This is a genomic window from Bradyrhizobium sp. CCBAU 25338 (assembly GCF_028128965.1).
In the GTDB taxonomy this organism is placed as follows: Bacteria; Pseudomonadota; Alphaproteobacteria; order Rhizobiales; family Xanthobacteraceae; genus Bradyrhizobium; species Bradyrhizobium liaoningense.
The window spans coordinates 255,208-272,496 of record NZ_LFKY01000043.1; the positions used below are offsets into that span (position 1 = coordinate 255,208).

The 17,289-nt window shown below is 64.9% G+C and carries 15 protein-coding genes, 1 tRNA gene and 2 riboswitches; of the genes, 9 read left to right on the top strand and 7 right to left on the bottom strand.

The features are described 5' to 3' along the window. The first annotated feature begins 15 nt into the window (after positions 1-15). On the top strand, positions 16-1,053 hold the full coding sequence (locus tag ACM42_RS34815; protein ID WP_271532724.1) for a cytochrome-c peroxidase: 1,038 nt from the start codon (positions 16-18) through the stop codon (positions 1,051-1,053). A 239-nt stretch (positions 1,054-1,292) separates the two neighbouring features. Here the strand turns inward: ACM42_RS34815 and ACM42_RS34820 are convergent, their stop codons facing one another. Next, the gene (locus tag ACM42_RS34820) at positions 1,293-1,706 is read right to left on the bottom strand and encodes a hypothetical protein (RefSeq protein ID WP_271532726.1); all 414 of its coding nucleotides are present in this window, start codon (positions 1,704-1,706) and stop codon (positions 1,293-1,295) included. 107 nt (positions 1,707-1,813) lie between these two features. On the opposite strand from ACM42_RS34820, the gene ACM42_RS34825 reads away from it, so the two are divergent. Continuing rightward, positions 1,814-2,749, top strand: coding sequence for a LysR family transcriptional regulator (locus ACM42_RS34825; protein WP_271532728.1), 936 nt, complete (start codon positions 1,814-1,816; stop codon positions 2,747-2,749). A gap of 93 nt (positions 2,750-2,842) precedes the next feature. On the opposite strand, the gene ACM42_RS34830 is transcribed toward ACM42_RS34825, so the two are convergent. Further along, positions 2,843-3,598: an alpha/beta fold hydrolase gene (locus tag ACM42_RS34830; protein WP_271532730.1), complete on the bottom strand. Its 756-nt coding sequence runs from the start codon at positions 3,596-3,598 to the stop codon at positions 2,843-2,845. 116 nt (positions 3,599-3,714) lie between these two features. Then, the gene (locus ACM42_RS34835; protein ID WP_271532732.1) at positions 3,715-4,851 is read right to left on the bottom strand and encodes a hypothetical protein; all 1,137 of its coding nucleotides are present in this window, start codon (positions 4,849-4,851) and stop codon (positions 3,715-3,717) included. Positions 4,852-5,162: 311 nt separating this feature from the next. Here ACM42_RS34835 and ACM42_RS34840 point away from each other — a divergent pair, with 311 nt between their 5' ends. Both ACM42_RS34840 and ACM42_RS34845 read left to right on the top strand, forming a co-directional pair. Further along, complete coding sequence (locus ACM42_RS34840) at positions 5,163-5,408, top strand: zinc-finger domain-containing protein (RefSeq protein WP_007602543.1); 246 nt, start codon at positions 5,163-5,165, stop codon at positions 5,406-5,408. A gap of 19 nt (positions 5,409-5,427) precedes the next feature. Next, entirely contained in the window at positions 5,428-6,627 is a 1,200-nt protein-coding gene (locus ACM42_RS34845) for an FAD-dependent monooxygenase (protein WP_271532734.1), read from the top strand. 33 nt (positions 6,628-6,660) lie between these two features. Here the strand turns inward: ACM42_RS34845 and ACM42_RS34850 are convergent, their stop codons facing one another. After that, the gene (locus ACM42_RS34850; RefSeq protein ID WP_271532736.1) at positions 6,661-7,077 is read right to left on the bottom strand and encodes a twin-arginine translocation pathway signal; all 417 of its coding nucleotides are present in this window, start codon (positions 7,075-7,077) and stop codon (positions 6,661-6,663) included. A gap of 174 nt (positions 7,078-7,251) precedes the next feature. Here ACM42_RS34850 and ACM42_RS34855 point away from each other — a divergent pair. After that, positions 7,252-7,340, top strand: a tRNA-Leu gene (locus ACM42_RS34855). Between the two features lie 173 nt (positions 7,341-7,513). Here the strand turns inward: ACM42_RS34855 and ACM42_RS34860 are convergent. Next, positions 7,514-8,305 (bottom strand): crotonase/enoyl-CoA hydratase family protein, encoded by a 792-nt coding sequence (locus tag ACM42_RS34860; protein ID WP_271532737.1) that lies wholly within the window; start codon positions 8,303-8,305, stop codon positions 7,514-7,516. 89 nt (positions 8,306-8,394) lie between these two features. On the opposite strand from ACM42_RS34860, the gene ACM42_RS34865 reads away from it, so the two are divergent. Both ACM42_RS34865 and ACM42_RS34870 read left to right on the top strand, forming a co-directional pair. Then, positions 8,395-8,976, top strand: coding sequence for a TetR/AcrR family transcriptional regulator (locus tag ACM42_RS34865; RefSeq protein ID WP_271532739.1), 582 nt, complete (start codon positions 8,395-8,397; stop codon positions 8,974-8,976). A 137-nt stretch (positions 8,977-9,113) separates the two neighbouring features. After that, positions 9,114-10,361, top strand: coding sequence for a multidrug effflux MFS transporter (locus tag ACM42_RS34870; RefSeq protein WP_271532741.1), 1,248 nt, complete (start codon positions 9,114-9,116; stop codon positions 10,359-10,361). A gap of 324 nt (positions 10,362-10,685) precedes the next feature. Here ACM42_RS34870 and ACM42_RS34875 read toward each other — a convergent pair whose 3' ends face one another. Continuing rightward, positions 10,686-12,293 (bottom strand): ABC transporter substrate-binding protein, encoded by a 1,608-nt coding sequence (locus ACM42_RS34875; protein ID WP_271532743.1) that lies wholly within the window; start codon positions 12,291-12,293, stop codon positions 10,686-10,688. Positions 12,294-12,389: 96 nt separating this feature from the next. After that, entirely contained in the window at positions 12,390-13,997 is a 1,608-nt protein-coding gene (locus tag ACM42_RS34880) for an ABC transporter substrate-binding protein (RefSeq protein ID WP_271532745.1), read from the bottom strand. A gap of 269 nt (positions 13,998-14,266) precedes the next feature. Between ACM42_RS34880 and ACM42_RS34885 the strand changes: the two genes are divergently transcribed. Then, positions 14,267-15,397 carry a M20/M25/M40 family metallo-hydrolase gene (locus ACM42_RS34885; RefSeq protein WP_271532747.1) on the top strand — a complete coding sequence of 377 codons (1,131 nt, stop codon included), beginning with the start codon at positions 14,267-14,269 and terminating at the stop codon, positions 15,395-15,397. A 181-nt stretch (positions 15,398-15,578) separates the two neighbouring features. Then, a riboswitch (glycine riboswitch) is annotated at positions 15,579-15,683 on the top strand. A 3-nt stretch (positions 15,684-15,686) separates the two neighbouring features. Continuing rightward, positions 15,687-15,805: riboswitch (glycine riboswitch) on the top strand. Between the two features lie 69 nt (positions 15,806-15,874). Further along, positions 15,875-17,176, top strand: a complete 1,302-nt coding sequence (locus ACM42_RS34890; protein ID WP_271532765.1) for a D-amino acid dehydrogenase — start codon at positions 15,875-15,877, stop codon at positions 17,174-17,176. Positions 17,177-17,289: the final 113 nt, after the last annotated feature.

Consider the following 17,289-nt stretch of genomic DNA (forward strand, 5'->3'; position numbering starts at 1 on the left):
AGATGAGGACTCGCCATGATCAAATACGCCGTCGCATTGCTATCCGTCAGTTGCCTCTTTGCATCCTCCGCTCTGGCACAGGACGATCTGCTAGCGAAGGCGAAGCAGCAGTTCGAGCCGATCCCGACTGCTCCGCCAGATCTGCCGGGTAACGTGGCGACCCCCGGTAAGGTCGAACTCGGCAAGATGCTGTACTTCGACCCCCGGCTCTCCGCGAGTCATGCCATCAGTTGCAGCTCATGTCATAGCATCGGGCTCGGCGGTGCTGACGCCGAACCCACCTCAATCGGCCATCGCTGGCAGCGTGGCGGGCGCAATGCTCCCACGGTCTTGAATGCGGTATTCAACAAAGTGCAGTTTTGGGACGGCCGGGCCAAAGACCTCGAACAGCAGGCCGGCGGGCCAATGGCCAACCCGGTCGAGATGGCGTCGCCAACGACGCACGTGGCCGAGCAGCTGAAAGGCATTCCGGGCTATGGCGACCTATTCGCCAAGGCTTTCCCGGGCGAGTCGGACCCCATCACGCTTGCCAATGCGCAAAAGGACATCGCCGTATTCGAGGCGACGCTGATCACGCCAAACGGGCCGTTCGACCGCTTCCTGAGGGGCGAGCAGGACGCGCTTTCGCCGACGCAGAAAGCGGGCCTAGCGGTCTTCATGGATAAGGGATGCTCGGCCTGCCACAACGGCATCAACGTCGGCGGCGGCATGTACGCCCCGTTCGGCGTGGTTGAGAAGCCGGGTGCCGAGTTCCTGCCACCCGCCGATAAGGGCCGTTTCCTGGTCAGCAAAACTCCGAGTGATGAGTACGTCTTCAAGGTTCCAACGCTCCGGAACGTCGCTCTGACGGCGCCTTATTTCCACACCGGGAAAGCCTGGGATCTACGCCAGGCGGTCGCGGTGATGGGAACCAGTCAGTTAGGCACTCAGCTGACGGACGATGAAATTAACAAGATCACCACCTTCCTCGACAGCTTGACCGGTGAACAACCGAAGGTGACGTACCCCATCCTTCCGCCAAGCGTGGTGAGCACGCCCCGACCGCAGCCGTGATCGGGGTTATCGGTTCTTCCCCGCTCTATTCCTCAGGGCGATTTCACGAAGCCCGGCTCCCGTGAATTACGGTGCCAGTGCACTAATCTCCGCACGGCGCCTATCCGGAGCGCTGGCCAGGGCCAACTTTGTGCACGGTCACCGCAATGGAGCATGCCAGCAAGCGCTCGAAGACAATCCCGGATCACTGAAGCTGAAGCTCCGTTAAGGCGAATGCGGAGGCCGTCGCCTCAATGCGTTCACATCGCCTTGGCGAGCGCGAACAGCCGGAAATCCTCGAGCGCCGCGTGCCGATGCGGGGCGGCTTCGCGCCGGTAAATCTCGGTGTCGACGATCGAGCGGAAGGTGGCGAAATCGCCGTATTCATTGATCGCCGCTTCGTCCCAGCGTTCGCCTGGCGAGCCGACGAGGCTCGTCAGGACCGGGCCGGAAAACATCCGCACGAGCGGCTTACCGGCCGCAAGACGCCGGAATGCCGGCCTGTAGCGTTCATGAAGGGCTTCGCGGCCCGAGCAGGGCGCGGCGTCGAATCCGTCCTCGTAACGCGCATGCGTCCGGTAGCGCAGCAGATTGAGCATATAAACCGGCTGGCCGGGTGGAATCGCCCGCTCGGCGGCGTCAAGGGCTTGCAGGGTGATTTCGATGAGGTTCATGGGACTTCCCGCGTTTCCAGCGCCGCAGAATGCGCGCTGACGCTCCCTGTTTAGCCGTTCGGAAATGGCTCTTGTAGTGACTGCTCAGCCATGACTATGTGGACTGCATGTCCACAACGACTTTGCCTCCCGATCTCTCGCGTCTCCTCGCCTTCGTCCGCGTCGTCGAGGCGGGCTCCTTCGCCGAAGCCGCGCGGCGGGCGGGGACGACCACCTCGGCGATGTCCAAGGCGGTCGCCCGCTTCGAAAAGGCTCACGGCTTGCGGCTTTTGCATCGCTCCACCCATTCGTTGGCGCTGACCGAAGAGGGCGACAGGCTGATGACGGCGGGACGCGCGTTGGTCGAAAGTCTCGCCCGTGTCCAATCTGCGCTCGGCGAAGTCGCGCGCGACGATGGCGGACGGGTGCGCGTGACCGCCCCCGCCTCGTTCGCGCGCGCCTGCATCCTGCCGCGACTGCCCGCGTTCCTGCGGGAGCGACCGGAAATCGAGATCGAGGTCAAATTCCGCAACGAGATTCTCGATCTCGCGGCGGAAGGCGTCGACGTCGCGATCCGCTCGGGGCCCCTCGACCGCGCGCCCGGCCATCAGGCGCGGCGGCTTTGCACGTTCTCCTGGATCGCTTGCGCCTCGCCTGCCTATCTGGACGCGCGCGGCGCGCCGGCGACTCCATACGAGCTTTCCGCGCACGACCACGTCGGCTTCCGCAATCCCGCGAGCGGTCAGATCCTGACCTGGCGCTTCGCCGACCCGCGCGGCAAAGGACCCATTCGCGTCACGCCCAAGCCCAAGCACATTTGCGACGACGCGCACGCTTCGCTCGCTTTGATCGCGAATGGGTTTGGGATCGGCTGGGGGCCAGCGTGGCTCGTCAACGAAGACCTTCGCACCGGCCGGCTGGTCGAAGTGCTTGCGCCCTGGCGCGCGCCTGGGGAACCCCTATGGATGCTGCGCACCTCGGGCCGCCGCCCGCCGCTGCGCACACAGCGCGTCATGTCATTCCTCAGCACGCTTCCCGCCGCGTTCAGCGACAAGGCGGTGTGAAGCATCGGCCGCCACCGAAATTTAGGCGCCAAGCAACTGAGCTCCAGGCCCTAGGGATTAGTAGGCGAAGACCCCTCTTGGCCCTTTGCCGACTCAGCCGCGGCGGGAGAGGAAATCGAGCACGCCGGTCTTGTAGACTTTGTCGCCGACCGCACGCATGTGGTCGCGATTGGGAATATCGAGCACTTCAGAACGGGGGATGATCGCGCCGAGCGCGCTGGCCGAGCCGGCGACGTCGTCGGCGCTGCCGACCGCGATCAGCACGGGCACGTCGATGCGCGCAGCCTCGTCCTTCGTCATGAGATCGCGCGTGCCGCGCAGGCAGGCGGCGAGCGCACGGCGGTCGGAGCGCGTCTGATCGGCAAACGCGCGGAACGTGCGGCCGACGGGATCGGTGACGTCCCCGAGCGCCGGCGCTTCCAGCGCCCTGGCGACGTTCTCGCCGGGGCCGCTGCCCTCGATCAAGCCGCCAATGCCGATGCCGCCGAGGATCGCCGAGCGCAGGCGCTGCGGCTCGTTGAGGGAGAGCCACGCCGCCATCCGTCCGCCCATCGAATAGCCCATGATGTCGGCCTGCGGGATGGCGAGATGATCCATCAGCGCGACCACGTCGCCGGCCATGGTCGGGATCGAATACTGTTCGGGCTCGTACAGCTTCGCGCTTTCGCCGTGGCCGCGATTGTCGAGCGCGATCACGCGGCGGCCGTTCTTGCGCAGCTCCGAAACCCAGGTCGGATAGACCCAGTTCACGTTCTTGCTGGAGGCAAAGCCGTGCACCAGCATGATCGGATCGCCCTCGCCTTCGTCGAGATAGGCAATTTCAACGGCGCCGTTGTGAAAGCTCGGCATCATCAGTTCCGTGGGGTCTTGTGGGGATAGGTCGATCTTAGAGCATGATCCGGAAAAGTGTGCAGCGGTTTTCCGGCAACATAATGCTCAAACAATAGCCTGAAGCGCGTCGCACTTCAGGCCGTGGTGCCCGCGCTGGCCAGAGCGGCCTCGGCTGCGATCTGCGCGCGGCGGAGCCGCCGCGCCCGCCTGCGATCGCACCAGGCCTGGGTCAGACGCTCGGTCGTCGCCTTGATGGAGGACAGAAGGCCGAACAGCGTCAGCGCCGCACTGAGCAGCCAGAGCGCCAGATCGAACGCGCCGCCGATGAGCAGCAGCGCGCCCCGGCCCAGGAGCTTCATGATCGCGCGCGTCTTGCCGCCCTGCGCTTCCGCAAGCCGCGCCGCGCGCGCGACGTCCTTGGGACCTTCGGCCATGCGCAAGGTGTCCATCGCCCCGCGCGTGCCGGTCTTTTCGGCAACGCGCGTGACGTCCTTGCCGAGCCGGACCAGCGCACCAGCCTTCTCAGCCCGGAACGCGGCCTTGATCGCGCTCACGGTCTGGCCCGGCCGCAGCACCGAGCCTGATACCACCGCGTTCCGGAGCATCGGCGTGTCGACGACCTCGCGCGCCGACCGGCCGGCCCATGCGGCAAGCCCCTCGCCGAGCCGTCCGACCTTGCGCGCATCCTTCACCAGCGTCAGTCCGGCGCGCACCGGCGCGGCACCGCCGACGGACACGTAGGTTGCCGCCGTCACCGCAAGTCCGGCAGCCGCAAGCCCGAGCACGAGGCGGTCGGTGTCCTCGCCCATGGCAAGGTGCGTGCCCTCGCGCACCACGTCCCTGACGTCGCCGATCACGAACAGATCGCCGGCCACCGTTCCCGACAGGCTCGCGACGTCGTCCGCGTTGCCGGTGACGAGACCGGTGGCGAACCGCTTTGCGAAATGCAAGGTGGAGTTCTCCGCTTTGACGGCGTCACCGACACGGTTCAGGAGGTCGTCGGGGAGCGCGATGTTTCGATCGCGCGCCAGCGCAACGAAACTATCGGCGAGATCGGTATCATCAGCGGCGAGCGCGGCCTCGATATTGTCCTGAACCAGCCGGTCGTTCTGCCGCAGCAGCGCATCGAGCTTCAGCTCCGAGAGCGCGGAGGGATCATCCTGGGCAGCCAGGATCGCGCCGGCCTCACGGGCATGCGGCGCGACCTGCACGAGCATGAAGCTGCACGCCGCGATACCGGTCAACGCTGTGCTGATTCGCAACCACTTCATGCGGAAAAGCCTGGATGGTCCCTTCGGATCGCTTGCGCCTGACGATTCGTCCTTCGTCGCAACTTGCAGTCGTCCATAGAGATAGTTTGCCAAAATTGCGACACAACGTCCCCGACGAAAGAAGGGCTTCTCTCAGGCCTCAAGATTGTGTCGAATTTGCATGAGCAAATGAGCATGGGGCAATTGCGAACCTTTCGGTTCCACTGGACTAGCAATCATCTGCACCCGTAAGTATGGTCCGCGGCGCCTCAAAGATGCCGCGTCAGTTCTTGATTGTGTCTGCCGCCATTGCCACTCCAGGATGAGTTACGATGTCCGACCATGTCGTCCCGCACTTCCATAACGATGCCGGTGTCCCCGTCATCGAGATCGGCTCGCAAGAGTTCATGTGTGTGGGCGCCAACCCTCCGTTCGACCATCCGCACGTCTTCCTCGACCTCGGCAACGACAACGAGATCATCTGTCCCTATTGCTCGACGCTGTACCGCTTCGCGGCCGACCTGAAGGCGGGCGAAGCCCGCCCGCCGGAATGCGTCCTGAAGGACAAGGTGGCCTGACCGCTTCCATCGGTCAGGGGTGGCGCTCTCCCGAACGATTGTCATCGCCGGTGCCGGTATCGGTGGCCTGACGGCCGCGCTTGCGCTCGCGGCCCGCGGCTTCCGCATCGTCGTGCTGGAAAAGGCCGAGCGCCTCGAGGAAGTCGGCGCCGGCCTGCAGCTCTCCCCCAATGCCAGCCGCGTGCTGGTCGAGCTCGGACTGACCGAACGCCTCAAGGCGCGCGCGGTAACCCCGGAAGCGGTCTCGATCATGAGCGCGCGCGCCGGCGGCGAGCTCTTGCGCATGCCGCTCGGCGAAGCAGCTTCGGCGCGTGCCGGCGCTCCCTATTGGGTGGTGCACCGCGCCGACCTGCAATCGGCGCTGGCGGGCGCTGTCGCCGATCATCCCGACATCGACCTGAAGCTGGGTGCAACCTTCGAGGACGTCGCGCCCCACGCCAAAGGCCTCACCATCGTCCATCGCAGCGGCACGATCCGCCGCAGCGATCTCGCGAGCGCCCTGATCGGCGCCGACGGCATCTGGTCGACGGTCCGCCAGCATCTGTTTCCCGAGGTGCAGCCGCGCTTCTCCGGGCTGATCGCCTGGCGCGGCACGCTCGAGGCCGCGCAACTGCCGAAGGACTATGCCGCGCGCCGGGTGCAGCTCTGGATGGGCCCGAACGCGCATCTGGTCGCCTATCCGATTGCCGGCGGACGCCAGATCAACGTGGTCGCGGTGCTGCCCGGCACCTGGAACCGGCCGGGCTGGAGCACGCCCGGCGATCCTCTCGAGGTGATGGACGCCTTTGCCGCCCCGCGCTGGCCGCCGCCGGCGCGGATGATGCTCGCCGCGGTCGACAGCTGGCGGAAATGGGCGCTGTTCGGCGTGCCCGACGGCTGCCCCTGGAGCAAGGGTCCGGTGGCCCTGCTCGGCGACGCCGTGCATGCGATGCTGCCCTTTGCAGCCCAAGGCGCCGGAATGGCGATCGAGGATGCCGCCGTGCTCGCCCGCCATTTGAGCCCTGACGCCGAGAGCACCAAGGATATCGCCGCCGCGCTGACGCAATACGGCCGTGCCCGCCAGGCGCGGGTCCTTCGGGTGCAGCGGACCGCGCGGCAGCAGGGCCGGATCTATCATCTCGGCGGGCCGCTCGCGATCGCACGGGATCTTGCGATCCGCGCGCTCGGCCCGGAGCGCATGCTGGCGCGGCAGGACTGGATCTATAGCTGGCGTCCTTGATGCGAAGCGCCGTCCGCGGGGCGCCTCAGCGGGTCACCTTGTTCCGGATTTCGAAGCGGGCTTGCCGGAGGGTGACAGCGGCAGCGGCTCAGGCGGTGCCGGCTCAGGCGTCTCCCGGCACTTGTTGCGGCTCCAGGCCTCCTCGACCAACTGCGACTGCCCGCGCACCGCAATATAGTCGTTGCGATAGGCAAGCTCGGACACGACCGCGCCCCCCGTCCCCGTCTCGGCCTTCTGCATCAACTTCTGCAAATCATTGGTGCGCTTGGCGAGCAGCTTGCGCTCAGCCTGCAGCTGCTTGCAGTCGTACAATTCGTATTTGGCGGGATCGGCAAAGGCCGGTGCGATCGTCTCGCTCATGCCGGCGCAGCCGGAGAGCGCGGCGCCGGCGACAAGCAGCATCAGGAGCGCGCCAAAGCCGCGCAGCGAAGAGGAAAACGAAGCAGCCATGCCGGATGAATAGTCCCCGTGGATTGAGAATGCCTAAAGCAACAACAGATGTCCGGATTGAGGCTTTGCCTTGTGCGTCCGGCTCGCTTAAGGAAGAACCGTCCCTCCGGGTACGCAACGCGCCAATTCCAGATGGCCGGAGATGGACTTAAGTGTTTGATCTCGTTGGATCAAGCGGGCATGGCGGAATTGGTAGACGCAAGGGACTTAAAATCCCTCGGTGCGCAAGCGCTGTGCCGGTTCGACCCCGGCTGCCCGCACCAACGGAGCTGACGGCACAGGCCGTGCGCGACCGCGCCATGGATCCATGACGGAAGCGACGGAAGGCATCCAGCGTCACCGGCCGATAGGAGCAGGAGAACTTGCTGCCCTCCAGGTTCTTGACGAAACAGGGATCGAGTCCGCCGACATACGCATCGACCGCCGCGACCACAAGTCAGCCACGCTGCACCTGCCGCGATGCGCGCGCCAGCCAGGCGTCGAGTGCCTCGCGTGTATCCGCGGTCGCCGCCATGCGTGCAAACTGCTCGCGCTCGATCGCGAGTCCTTCCGAAATCGACACGTTGAGGCCGCGCGTGGCCGCCGTGATGACCCGGGCGACGGCCAAGTGCGAGTGGCGCGTGATGCGATCTGCCAGCGCGAAGGCTGCGTCGAGCAGCTCCTCGTGCGGCACGATGCGGTTGACCAATCCCATCTCGTAGGCTCGCCGCGGTGAGAAGGGATCGCCGGTCAGGAGGTACTCCAGCGCCCGCTTTCGGCCTGCGAGCCGGGGCAGGCGTTGCGTGCCGCCGAAGGTCGGCGTGATGCCGATCGCGATCTCGGGCTTGGCAAAAGTCGCCCGTTCGCTCGCGACGGCGAGATGCACGGCTTCCGTGATCTCGCAGCCGCCACCGAAGGCGATGCCGTTGACGGCGGCGATGATCGGCTTGGGAAACGCCTCCATCCGCGCCGTCATCGCCTGCCCGCGGCGCACGAACTCCTTCACTGCGATGTCGGGCCCGCACCTCACGCTCTCCGAGAACTCGGCAATGTCGGCGCCCGCCGAGAAGGCGCGGTCGCCCGCCCCGGTCAGCACAACGGCGCTGACGTTTGCATCGTCCTCGATGCGGTCGAGAATGGCCATCAGGCGGTCGATGAGGGCGTAGCTCAGCGCGTTGAGCTTGTTCGGGCGGTTGAACGTCAGCAGCGCGATGGCGCCCCGCGTTTCAGAAAGTATCAAGTCGGACAAGGCGCAGCTCCTTCCAGGTCGAACGGGCAAGGAAGTCAGCCACATCAGCCTTGTTGTGTATACTCACTAGGCAGTATACATCCGACACGATGTCGGAAAAGGGTGTCACCACGCGCCAGCAGATCGTCGTTGCGGCGACGCGACTGTTCCATGGCGAAGGCATCAGGGCGGTAAGCATGGATGCGGTCGCCGAGAAGGCCGGCGTCACCAAGAAGACCCTCTACTATCACTTCACCAGCAAGGACGAGCTCGTCGCCGAAACCATCGCGGCCAGGGATCAGCCGACACTGGAGCTCTACATGCGCTGGTTCGCCGAGACCGACGGCACCGTGGCCGACAAGGTCCGCGGTCTCTTCACGAAGCTCGGGCGCTCCGTGGATACGCCGCGCTGGCGTGGCTGCGGATTCCTGCGCACCATCGCCGAGCTTGCCAACACCCCCGCCCATCCGGCGGTGAAAGCCGGTGCGGCACACAAGAAGCGCTTTGAAGCGTGGCTCGAAACGGAGTTGCGCGGCCACGGCGTTCCCGATGCAACAGCACTCGCGCGCCGGCTCGTGATCCTGCTCGACGGCGCCACGACCGTGATGCTGATCCATCGCGACCTCGCCTATGTCGACGCTGCCGGACAATTGGCGCTCGACCTGATCGAGCGGGCCCGCAGCACCCGCTGACCTCATTTGCCGTCGGCTCCCGATGGCTCTCACCAAATCTTGTCCGCCCCCGTTCCGCCTGCCAGCCATCCCGAAACATGGGTTGTGCAACGCAGCATGCACGGAGATAAGGTCGCTCGATTTCAGGGGTGAGCTTCTTGTCTGACGTCAATGCCGACGATTGGGTGTCCGCGGGACACCGCCCGATGGGTTTTCCAGAATTCGTCATCGTGATCGCGTCGATCATGGCGCTCAATCCGCTTGCGATGGACATGATGCTGCCGGCGCTGCCCAACATCGGCACCGCCTTCAAGATTCCCGTCGCGAACCATCTCCAGCTGGTGCTGTCGACGTTCCTGATCGGCTTCGGTGCCGGCCAATTCGTCATGGGCCCCCTTTCGGACCGCTTCGGCCGCCGGCCGGTGCTGCTCGGCGGCATGGCGGTCTATGCGGTCGCGAGCGTGCTGGCGGTCGCAGCGCCCTCGTTCGAGACGCTGCTGCTGGCGCGTGCGTTGCAAGGGCTCGGCACCGCGGCGACGCGCGTGATCGCGACGTCGATCGTGCGCGACTGCTATGTCGGCCGCCGCATGGCGAGCGTGATGTCGCTTGCCATGATGGTGTTCATCGCGGTGCCCGTGATCGCCCCCTCGTTCGGACAGGCGGTACTGCTGGTGACGGCTTGGCGCGGCATCTTCGTGGTGCTGATGCTCTATGGGCTGCTCGCGCTCGCATGGTGCGTGCTGCGGCTGCCTGAAACCCTTCCCGAATCCGAGCGCCGGTCGCTGGCCCCCGCCGACGTGCTCTCCGCGTTTCGGCAGACCCTGACCCATCGCCAGACCATCGGCTATGCCACGGCCGCCGGCAGCGTCTTCGGCGCACTCTTCGCCTATGTCTTCTGCGCCCAGCAGGTCTTCACCGGCATCTATCATCTCGGCCACTACTTCCCGCTCGCTTTCGCGGCGATCGCCGCCGGCACCGCCATTGCCGGCTTCCTCAATGCGAGGCTGGTCGGACGGCTCGGCATGCGCGTGATCTCGCACGGAGCGCTGACGCTCTACACCGTCGTGGCCGGCGTGATGCTGCTGACGGAAAGTCTCGGCGTGCTGCCGCTCGCCTTGTTCATGGTGCTCTCCGCCCTGATGATGTTCTCGTTCGGCATGATGGTCGCCAACTTCACTGCGCTCGCGATGGAGCCGCAGGGACACATCGCCGGCACCGCCTCTTCGCTTTACGGCTCGATCACGACGCTGATCGGGATCGTGGTCGGCACGGCGATCGGGCAGAGCTTCGACGGCACGCTGCTGCCCTTCTCGATCGGCTTCTTCCTGTCGACCCTCGCCGCGCTCGCGATCGTGCTGGTGGTCGAGAAGGGGCGGCTGTTCAAGCCGCATCATCGCCCCATCTAGGAACAACGCGGCGGCCTCGATGTTGTCCTGCAGCAATTCGAAAGGGCGCTGCAATGGAACCGGAACACCGCGAAGACCACGCCGAGATAAAGCGGCAGAATACGGAACGATCCGAGCCGCGCGCTGAGCAGGCCACCCTTACCACGCCGCTTGCGAGCGAGGGGCTCGAAGGGGTGCGCGACAGCCACTGCTGAGCACGACGCCTACTCGGTCATCGCCGACTGGCCGAAATCATCCGCAGCGCTGACGCGAAACTGACAAACGACAACGGCGCCGCTGATGACAGCGGCGCCGCGTTCGTTGGCACGAAAGGGTGGTCCTGTCCTACTCCGACTTGTCCATATTCCAGAATACCGGCGTCGCCGGACCGTCGATCACGCCGCTGATCGACTTCCGCCATGCGCTCGGACCCTGGTACTGGCCGAGCGGCACGTAGAGCACCTGATCGTAGACTTCCCTCTGGATCTCGATCGCGATCTTCTTCTGATCCTCCGCCGAGGTCGCACGAACGAAGGCATCCTTGAGCTGCTCGACCTTGGCGTCCTCCGCCCAGCCGAACCAGCCCCCCTTCTTGCCCTGCCCGCCGACGGCGACGTTGGAGATCGGGTTGACCACGTCGGCGCTGACCCAGTTCGTGATGAACATGTTCCAGCCGCCCTCCTTCGGGGACTTCTGGCTGGCGCGCCGGCTCACCACCGTCTGCCAGTCGGTGGCCTGCAGGTCGACCTTGAAGCCGGCTTCCCGCAGTTGCTGGGCCACCACGATCGGCTGCGCCTTGAGCGTCGTGACGTCGCCAGGCGCCATGAGCACGACGGGTGTCCCGTCGTAGCCGGACTCGGCGAGCGCCTTCTTGGCCGCAGCAATGTCACCGCCCTTCGCGAGGGTCTCACCGCCAATGTCGGTCGCGAAAGGCGTGTCGCAGATGAAGATCGCGGCGCAGGTCTTGTAGTACTTGGGATCGCCGATCAGCGCATCGAGCACGTCCTTCTGCTTGACCGCCAGGAGTGCTGCACGGCGAACCTTGACGTTGTCGAATGGCGGATGGAGGAAGTTCATCCGCGCACCCGTCTGGAATCCGAACTTGTTCAGGATCTCGGTCTTGAGCCCCTTGTCGGCTTCGATGGTGGGCAACATTTCAATGGCGGGATTTTCCATGAAATCGATGTCGCCCGACTGCAGCGCGTTCAACGCGGTCTGGGCGTCCGGCATGGTGATCCACTCGACGCGGTCCACCTTCACCACCTTGCCGCCGGCAGTCCAGCTCGCTGGCTCCTTGCGCGGCACGTAGTCGGTGTTCTTGACGTAGATCGATTTCACGCCGGGCTGGAATTCCGACGCCACGAACTTGAAGGGTCCGGAGCCGATCTGCTCGGGGATCGGCTTGTCGGACGGCGTCTCGGCGAGACGCTTCGGCATCATGAAAGCGACCCGCGAGGACGGCTTGCCGATCGAATCCAGCACGAGCGCGTACGGCTCCTTCAGCTTCAGCGTGATGGTCTTGGGGTCGGTCGCCTCGATGCTCGCGGTAAACAGCATCATCTGCTGCCCCATGCCGTCGACAGCGGCCCAGCGCTTCAGGGAGGCCACGCAATCTTCCGCGGTGACCGGCGTGCCGTCATGCCACTTCAGGCCGTCGCGTAGCGTGAAGGTATAGGTCAGCTTGTCGTCGGAAATTTTCCAGTCCGCCATCTGCGGCTGGATCTTGAAGTTCGAATCCGTCGCGATCAGCGTGTCGAAGATCATGTAGCCATGATCACGCGAGATGTAGGCGCTGGTGTAGATCGGATCGAGGACGCGCAGATCCGAGTGCATCACGGCGGTAATGGTCTTGCCCGCGGCAAGAACTGGCGAGGCCAGCGCTGTCGAAAGCGACACGACCGACAGCGCAAGTTTGGAGGCGAACGCGTAACGCCCCCTCGTGAGTTGGAACATCGAGGCTCTCCTGGAATCTTTCCTGGCGGGCGGCGCCGCTGACATCAGCGGCGCCGCGTGGCGATCCGGACGAAGGTTGCGTCGAGAACGCCTCGCCTACTCCGACTTGCTGACGTTCCAGAACAGCGGCGTCGCCGGACCGTCGAGCAGGCCGGTCAGCGATTTGCGCCAGCCGCTCGGCAGCAGATACTGCCCCAGCGGGATGTAAATCACCTGATCGTACGCCTCCTTCTGGATCTCGGCGGCGATCTTCTTCTGCTCGTCGAGCGAGGATGCGCGGACGAACGCGTCCTTGAGCTGCTCGATCTTGGCGTCTTCCGCCCAGCCGAACCAGCCCTTCTTGCCCAGGCCGCTGATCGAGAGATTGGCGATCGGGTTCGCAACGTCGGCCGCGACCCAGTTGGTGAAGAACATGTTCCAGCCGCCCTCCTTCGGCGGCTTCTGGCTGGCGCGGCGGCTCACCACCGTCTGCCAGTCAGTCGCTTGCAGGTCGACCTTGAAGCCGGCTTCGCGCAGCAGCTGGGCCGCAACGATCGGCTGCGCCTTCAATGTCGTGACGTCCCCGGGCGCCATGATCACGATCGGCGTGCCGTCATAGCCGGACTCGGCGAGCGCCTTCTTGGCTTCCGCCATGCCATTGCCCTTGATCAAGGTTTCGGCGCCGACGTCAGTCTCGAGCGGCGTACCGCACACGAAGAACGCGCCGCAGATCTTCTGATATTTCGGGTTGCCGACGAGTGCATCGAGAACGTCCTTCTGGTTCATCGCCAGAAGGGCGGCTCGCCGCACCTTCACGTTGTCGAACGGCGGATGCAGGAAGTTCATCCGGCCGAGCGTCTGGAAGCCGAACTTGTTGGAGACCTCGAGCGTGAGCTCCTTGTTCGCTTCGAGCACCGGCAGCATGTCGTAGGGCAGGTTCTCCATGAAGTCGATGTCGCCCGACTGCAGCGCATTCACCGCGGTCTGCGAGTCCGGCATGGTGATCCACTCGACGCGGTCCACCTTCACCACCTTGCCGCCGGAGGTCCAGCTCGCCGGCTCCTTGCGCGGCACGTAGTCGGTGTTCTTGACGTAGACCGCCTTCACGCCGGGCTGGAATTCCGAGGCCACGAACTTGAAGGGACCCGAGCCGATCTGCTCGGGGATCTGCTTGTCCGGCGGCGTCTCGGCGAGGCGCTTCGGCATCATGAAGGCAACGCGCGAGGACGGCTTGCCGATGGAATCGAGCACCAGGCCGTAGGGCTCCTTCAGCTTCAGCGTGATGGTCTTGGCGTCGGTCGCCTCGATGCTCGCCGTGAAGTCCATGAGCTTCTGGCCCATGCCGTCGACCGCGGCCCAGCGCTTCAGCGAAGCGACGCAGTCCTCCGCCGTCACCGGCGCACCGTCATGCCACTTCAGGCCGTCGCGCAGCGTGAAGGTATAGGTGAGCTTGTCGTCGGAGATCTTCCAGTCCGCCATCTGCGGCTGGATCTTGAAGCTCGAATCCGGGGCCACCAGCGTGTCGTAAACCATGTAGCCATGGTCACGCGTGATGTAGGCCGTGGTGAAGATCGGGTCGATGATGCGCAAATCCGAATGCATCACCGCCGTGATGGTCTTGCCGGCCGCAAGCACTGGCGAGGCCAGCGCGGTTGAAAGCGCGACGACCGACAGCGCAAGTTTGGAGGCGAACGCGCGACGCCCCCGGCGCATGAAGTGGAACATAGAAAGTTCTCCTGACGTGAAACTGTTCAAAGGCAGGTCATTGGTTGAGCATGCGGTTCATTCGTTGGGCGAACTAACCTCATGCAATGCCTTTATCTTTTTGAGACTTGCAGACAGTGCCGAGCGCGTCAATCCGGTTTCGTCGCAGGCCCTCACGGCGCGCGCACGGGCTCCACAAAGATCGGTTTGGCTCTACAACACCTTCCGCTTGTCCTGCCCCGCGCCGATGCAATGCGCGTTCCATCTTTCGAAGCTTGAGAGACATTAAGATGAATCCTGCCAATCTTCCCTTTGATTCCGAGGCGATGCTCGAGGGCCTGCGCGGCTGGGTCGAATGCGAGAGTCCGACTTGGGATGCAGCCGCCGTGGACCGCATGCTCGATATCGCGGCGCGGGATATGGCGATCATGGGTGCGACGATCGAGCGCATCGCCGGCCGCCAGGGCTTTGGTGGCGTCATCCGCGCGCGCTTTCCTCATCCCAAGCAGGGCGAGCCGGGCATCCTGATCGCCGGACACATGGATACCGTTCATCCGGTCGGCACCATCGAGAAGCTGAAATGGCGGCGCGAGGGCAACAAGTGCTACGGCCCCGGCATCTACGATATGAAGGGCGGCAATTACCTCTCGCTGGAAGCGATCCGGCAACTGGCGCGCGCGTCGTTCACCACACCGCTGCCGATCACCGTGCTGTTCACGCCGGATGAGGAAGTCGGCACGCCTTCGACGCGGGACATCATCGAGGCGGAAGCTGCGCGCAATAAATACGTGCTGGTGCCGGAGCCCGGCCGCGCCGACAACGGCGTCACGACCGGACGCTACGCCATCGCGCGCTTCAATCTCGAAGCGACGGGACGGCCGAGCCACGCCGGCGCCACGTTGTCGGCCGGACGCTCGGCGATCCGCGAGATGGCGCGGCAGATCCTCGCGATCGACGCGATGACGACGGAGGACTGCACCTTCTCGGTCGGCGTCGTCCACGGCGGACAATGGGTCAATTGCGTTGCGACGACCGCAACGGGTGAAGCGCTCTCCATGGCCAAGCGTCAGGCCGATCTCGACCGCGGTGTCGAGCGGATGCTGGCGCTGTCGGGCACCAGCAACGACGTCACGTTCAAGGTCACGCGCGGCGTGACGCGTCCGGTTTGGGAGCCGGATGCCGGTACCATGGCGCTCTATGAGAAGGCGCACGGCATCGCCAAATCGCTCGGCGCGGAATTACCGCACGCTAGCTCCGGCGGCGGCTCCGACGGCAACTTCACCGGCGCGATGGGAATCCCCACGCTCGATGGCCTCGGTGTGCGCGGCGGCAATGGCCACACGCTGGAGGAGTTCATCGAAGTGGATAGCCTGGTCGAGCGCGGCCGGCTGATGGCGGGATTGCTGGCGACGTTGGAATAGTGAATTCGTCATTCCGGGGCGATGCGACAGCATCGAACCCGGAATCTCGAGGTCCCGGGTTCGATGCTTCGCATCGCCCCGGGACGACGAGGCGGGCTTTGCACTGCACAATACGTCGGCAGTCGCGGTCGAAATTTAGCCTTGTCTAAAAATGAGGCGTATCGTACTGCTCGGCCGTCCACGCGATGATGCGGGAGAGATCGCGGCGAAGGCTTTCAGCTTTCGTTGCGGCGCCGACGGAGCAACCGCCCCGGAAACTCTCAGGCAAAAGGACCGTTTCGTCAGGACGATCTGGAGAGAGGCGACGCGATTTCAGGCAGTCGTGACGTCCACCGAAGGGGATAGTCCGTCGCAAGACCTCGATAGAGGTGGCGCGCCGGATCAAGCTCTCAGGTAACCGTGACAGATGGGGCGCCGCCAACGGCCTTTCGGCCGGCGGTCAGCCGACTCTAACTCACGGGAGCCCCGAACCTAGCCATGACCCATATTGCCATCATCGGCGCCGGCATCACCGGCGTCACGACCGCCTATGCCCTGCTCGAACGCGGCTACAAGGTGACCGTGCTCGACAAGCACCGCTACGCCGCGATGGAGACGTCCTTCGCCAACGGCGGGCAGCTCTCCGCATCGAACGCCGAAGTGTGGAACAGCACCGCGACGATCCTGAAGGGCTTGCGCTGGATGTTCCGGCGCGACGCGCCGCTGCTGATGAACCCGCGGCCGAACTGGCACAAATATTCGTGGATGAGCGAGTTCGTCGCCAACATCGGCAACTACCGCGCCAACACCATCGAGACCACGCGGCTCGCGATCGAAGCGCGCAGGTATCTGTTCGACATCGCGGCACGCGAAGGGATCAACTTCGATCTCGAACGCCGCGGCATCCTCCACATCTATCGTGACAAGGCCGGATTCGAATCCGGTCTGCGCGTCAACACGCTGCTGCAGGAAGGCGGCCTCGACCGCCGCCCGGTGACGTCGGAGGAAATCCGCGCGATCGAGCCGACACTGCGCAAGGACTATTATGGCGGCTTCTACACGCCGTCGGATGCGACCGGCGATATCCACAAGTTCACCCGCGGGCTGGCGGAAGCCTGCAAGCGGCGTGGCGCGACCTTCATCCACGAGGCCAATATCGATTCGATCGCACGTGCCGGCAGCGGCTTCGTCATCGGCTGGGCCGATCTGGCCGCGAGCGATGCCGTCGCGGCCGCGCGCGGCGCACTGAACGCGGACGGCGTCGTGGTCTGCGCGGGCGTTGCCAGCCGTCACTTCGCCGCCCTGCTCGAGGACCGCGTCAACGTCTATCCGGTCAAGGGATACTCGATCACCGTGCAGCTCGACAGCGCCGAAAGCCGCAACGCCACCCCGACGGTGAGCCTGCTCGACGAGGCCGCCAAGATCGTCACCAGCCGGCTCGGCGCCGATCGTTTTCGCGTCGCCGGCACCGCCGAATTCAACGACTTCAACCGCGACATCCGCGCCGACCGCGTGCAACCGCTGATCGAATGGGTACGCAACAACTTCCCCGCCGTCGAAACGTCGCGCGTCGTGCCGTGGGCCGGGCTGCGCCCGATGATGCCGAACATGATGCCGGTCGTGCGCGCAGGGCGGATACCAGGCGTGTTCTTCAACACCGGCCACGGCCATCTCGGCTGGACTCTGTCGGCGGCGACGGCGCAGATGATCGCCCAGACCATCGACGGCTGGCGCGGCCTCAACGCTCCACCGACGACACCTTCACTTGGGGTTGAGCATGAACTGCGACATGCATCCTGAGTGGTCGATATTGGGGACATGCCGGCCTCTTGCTACGGCGCAGCCCTTGGCACACAATTTGCCCTAAGAGGACGGCGTCTCCGGGCGGCCTTTCCAGCCCAAGTGTTAGGCAT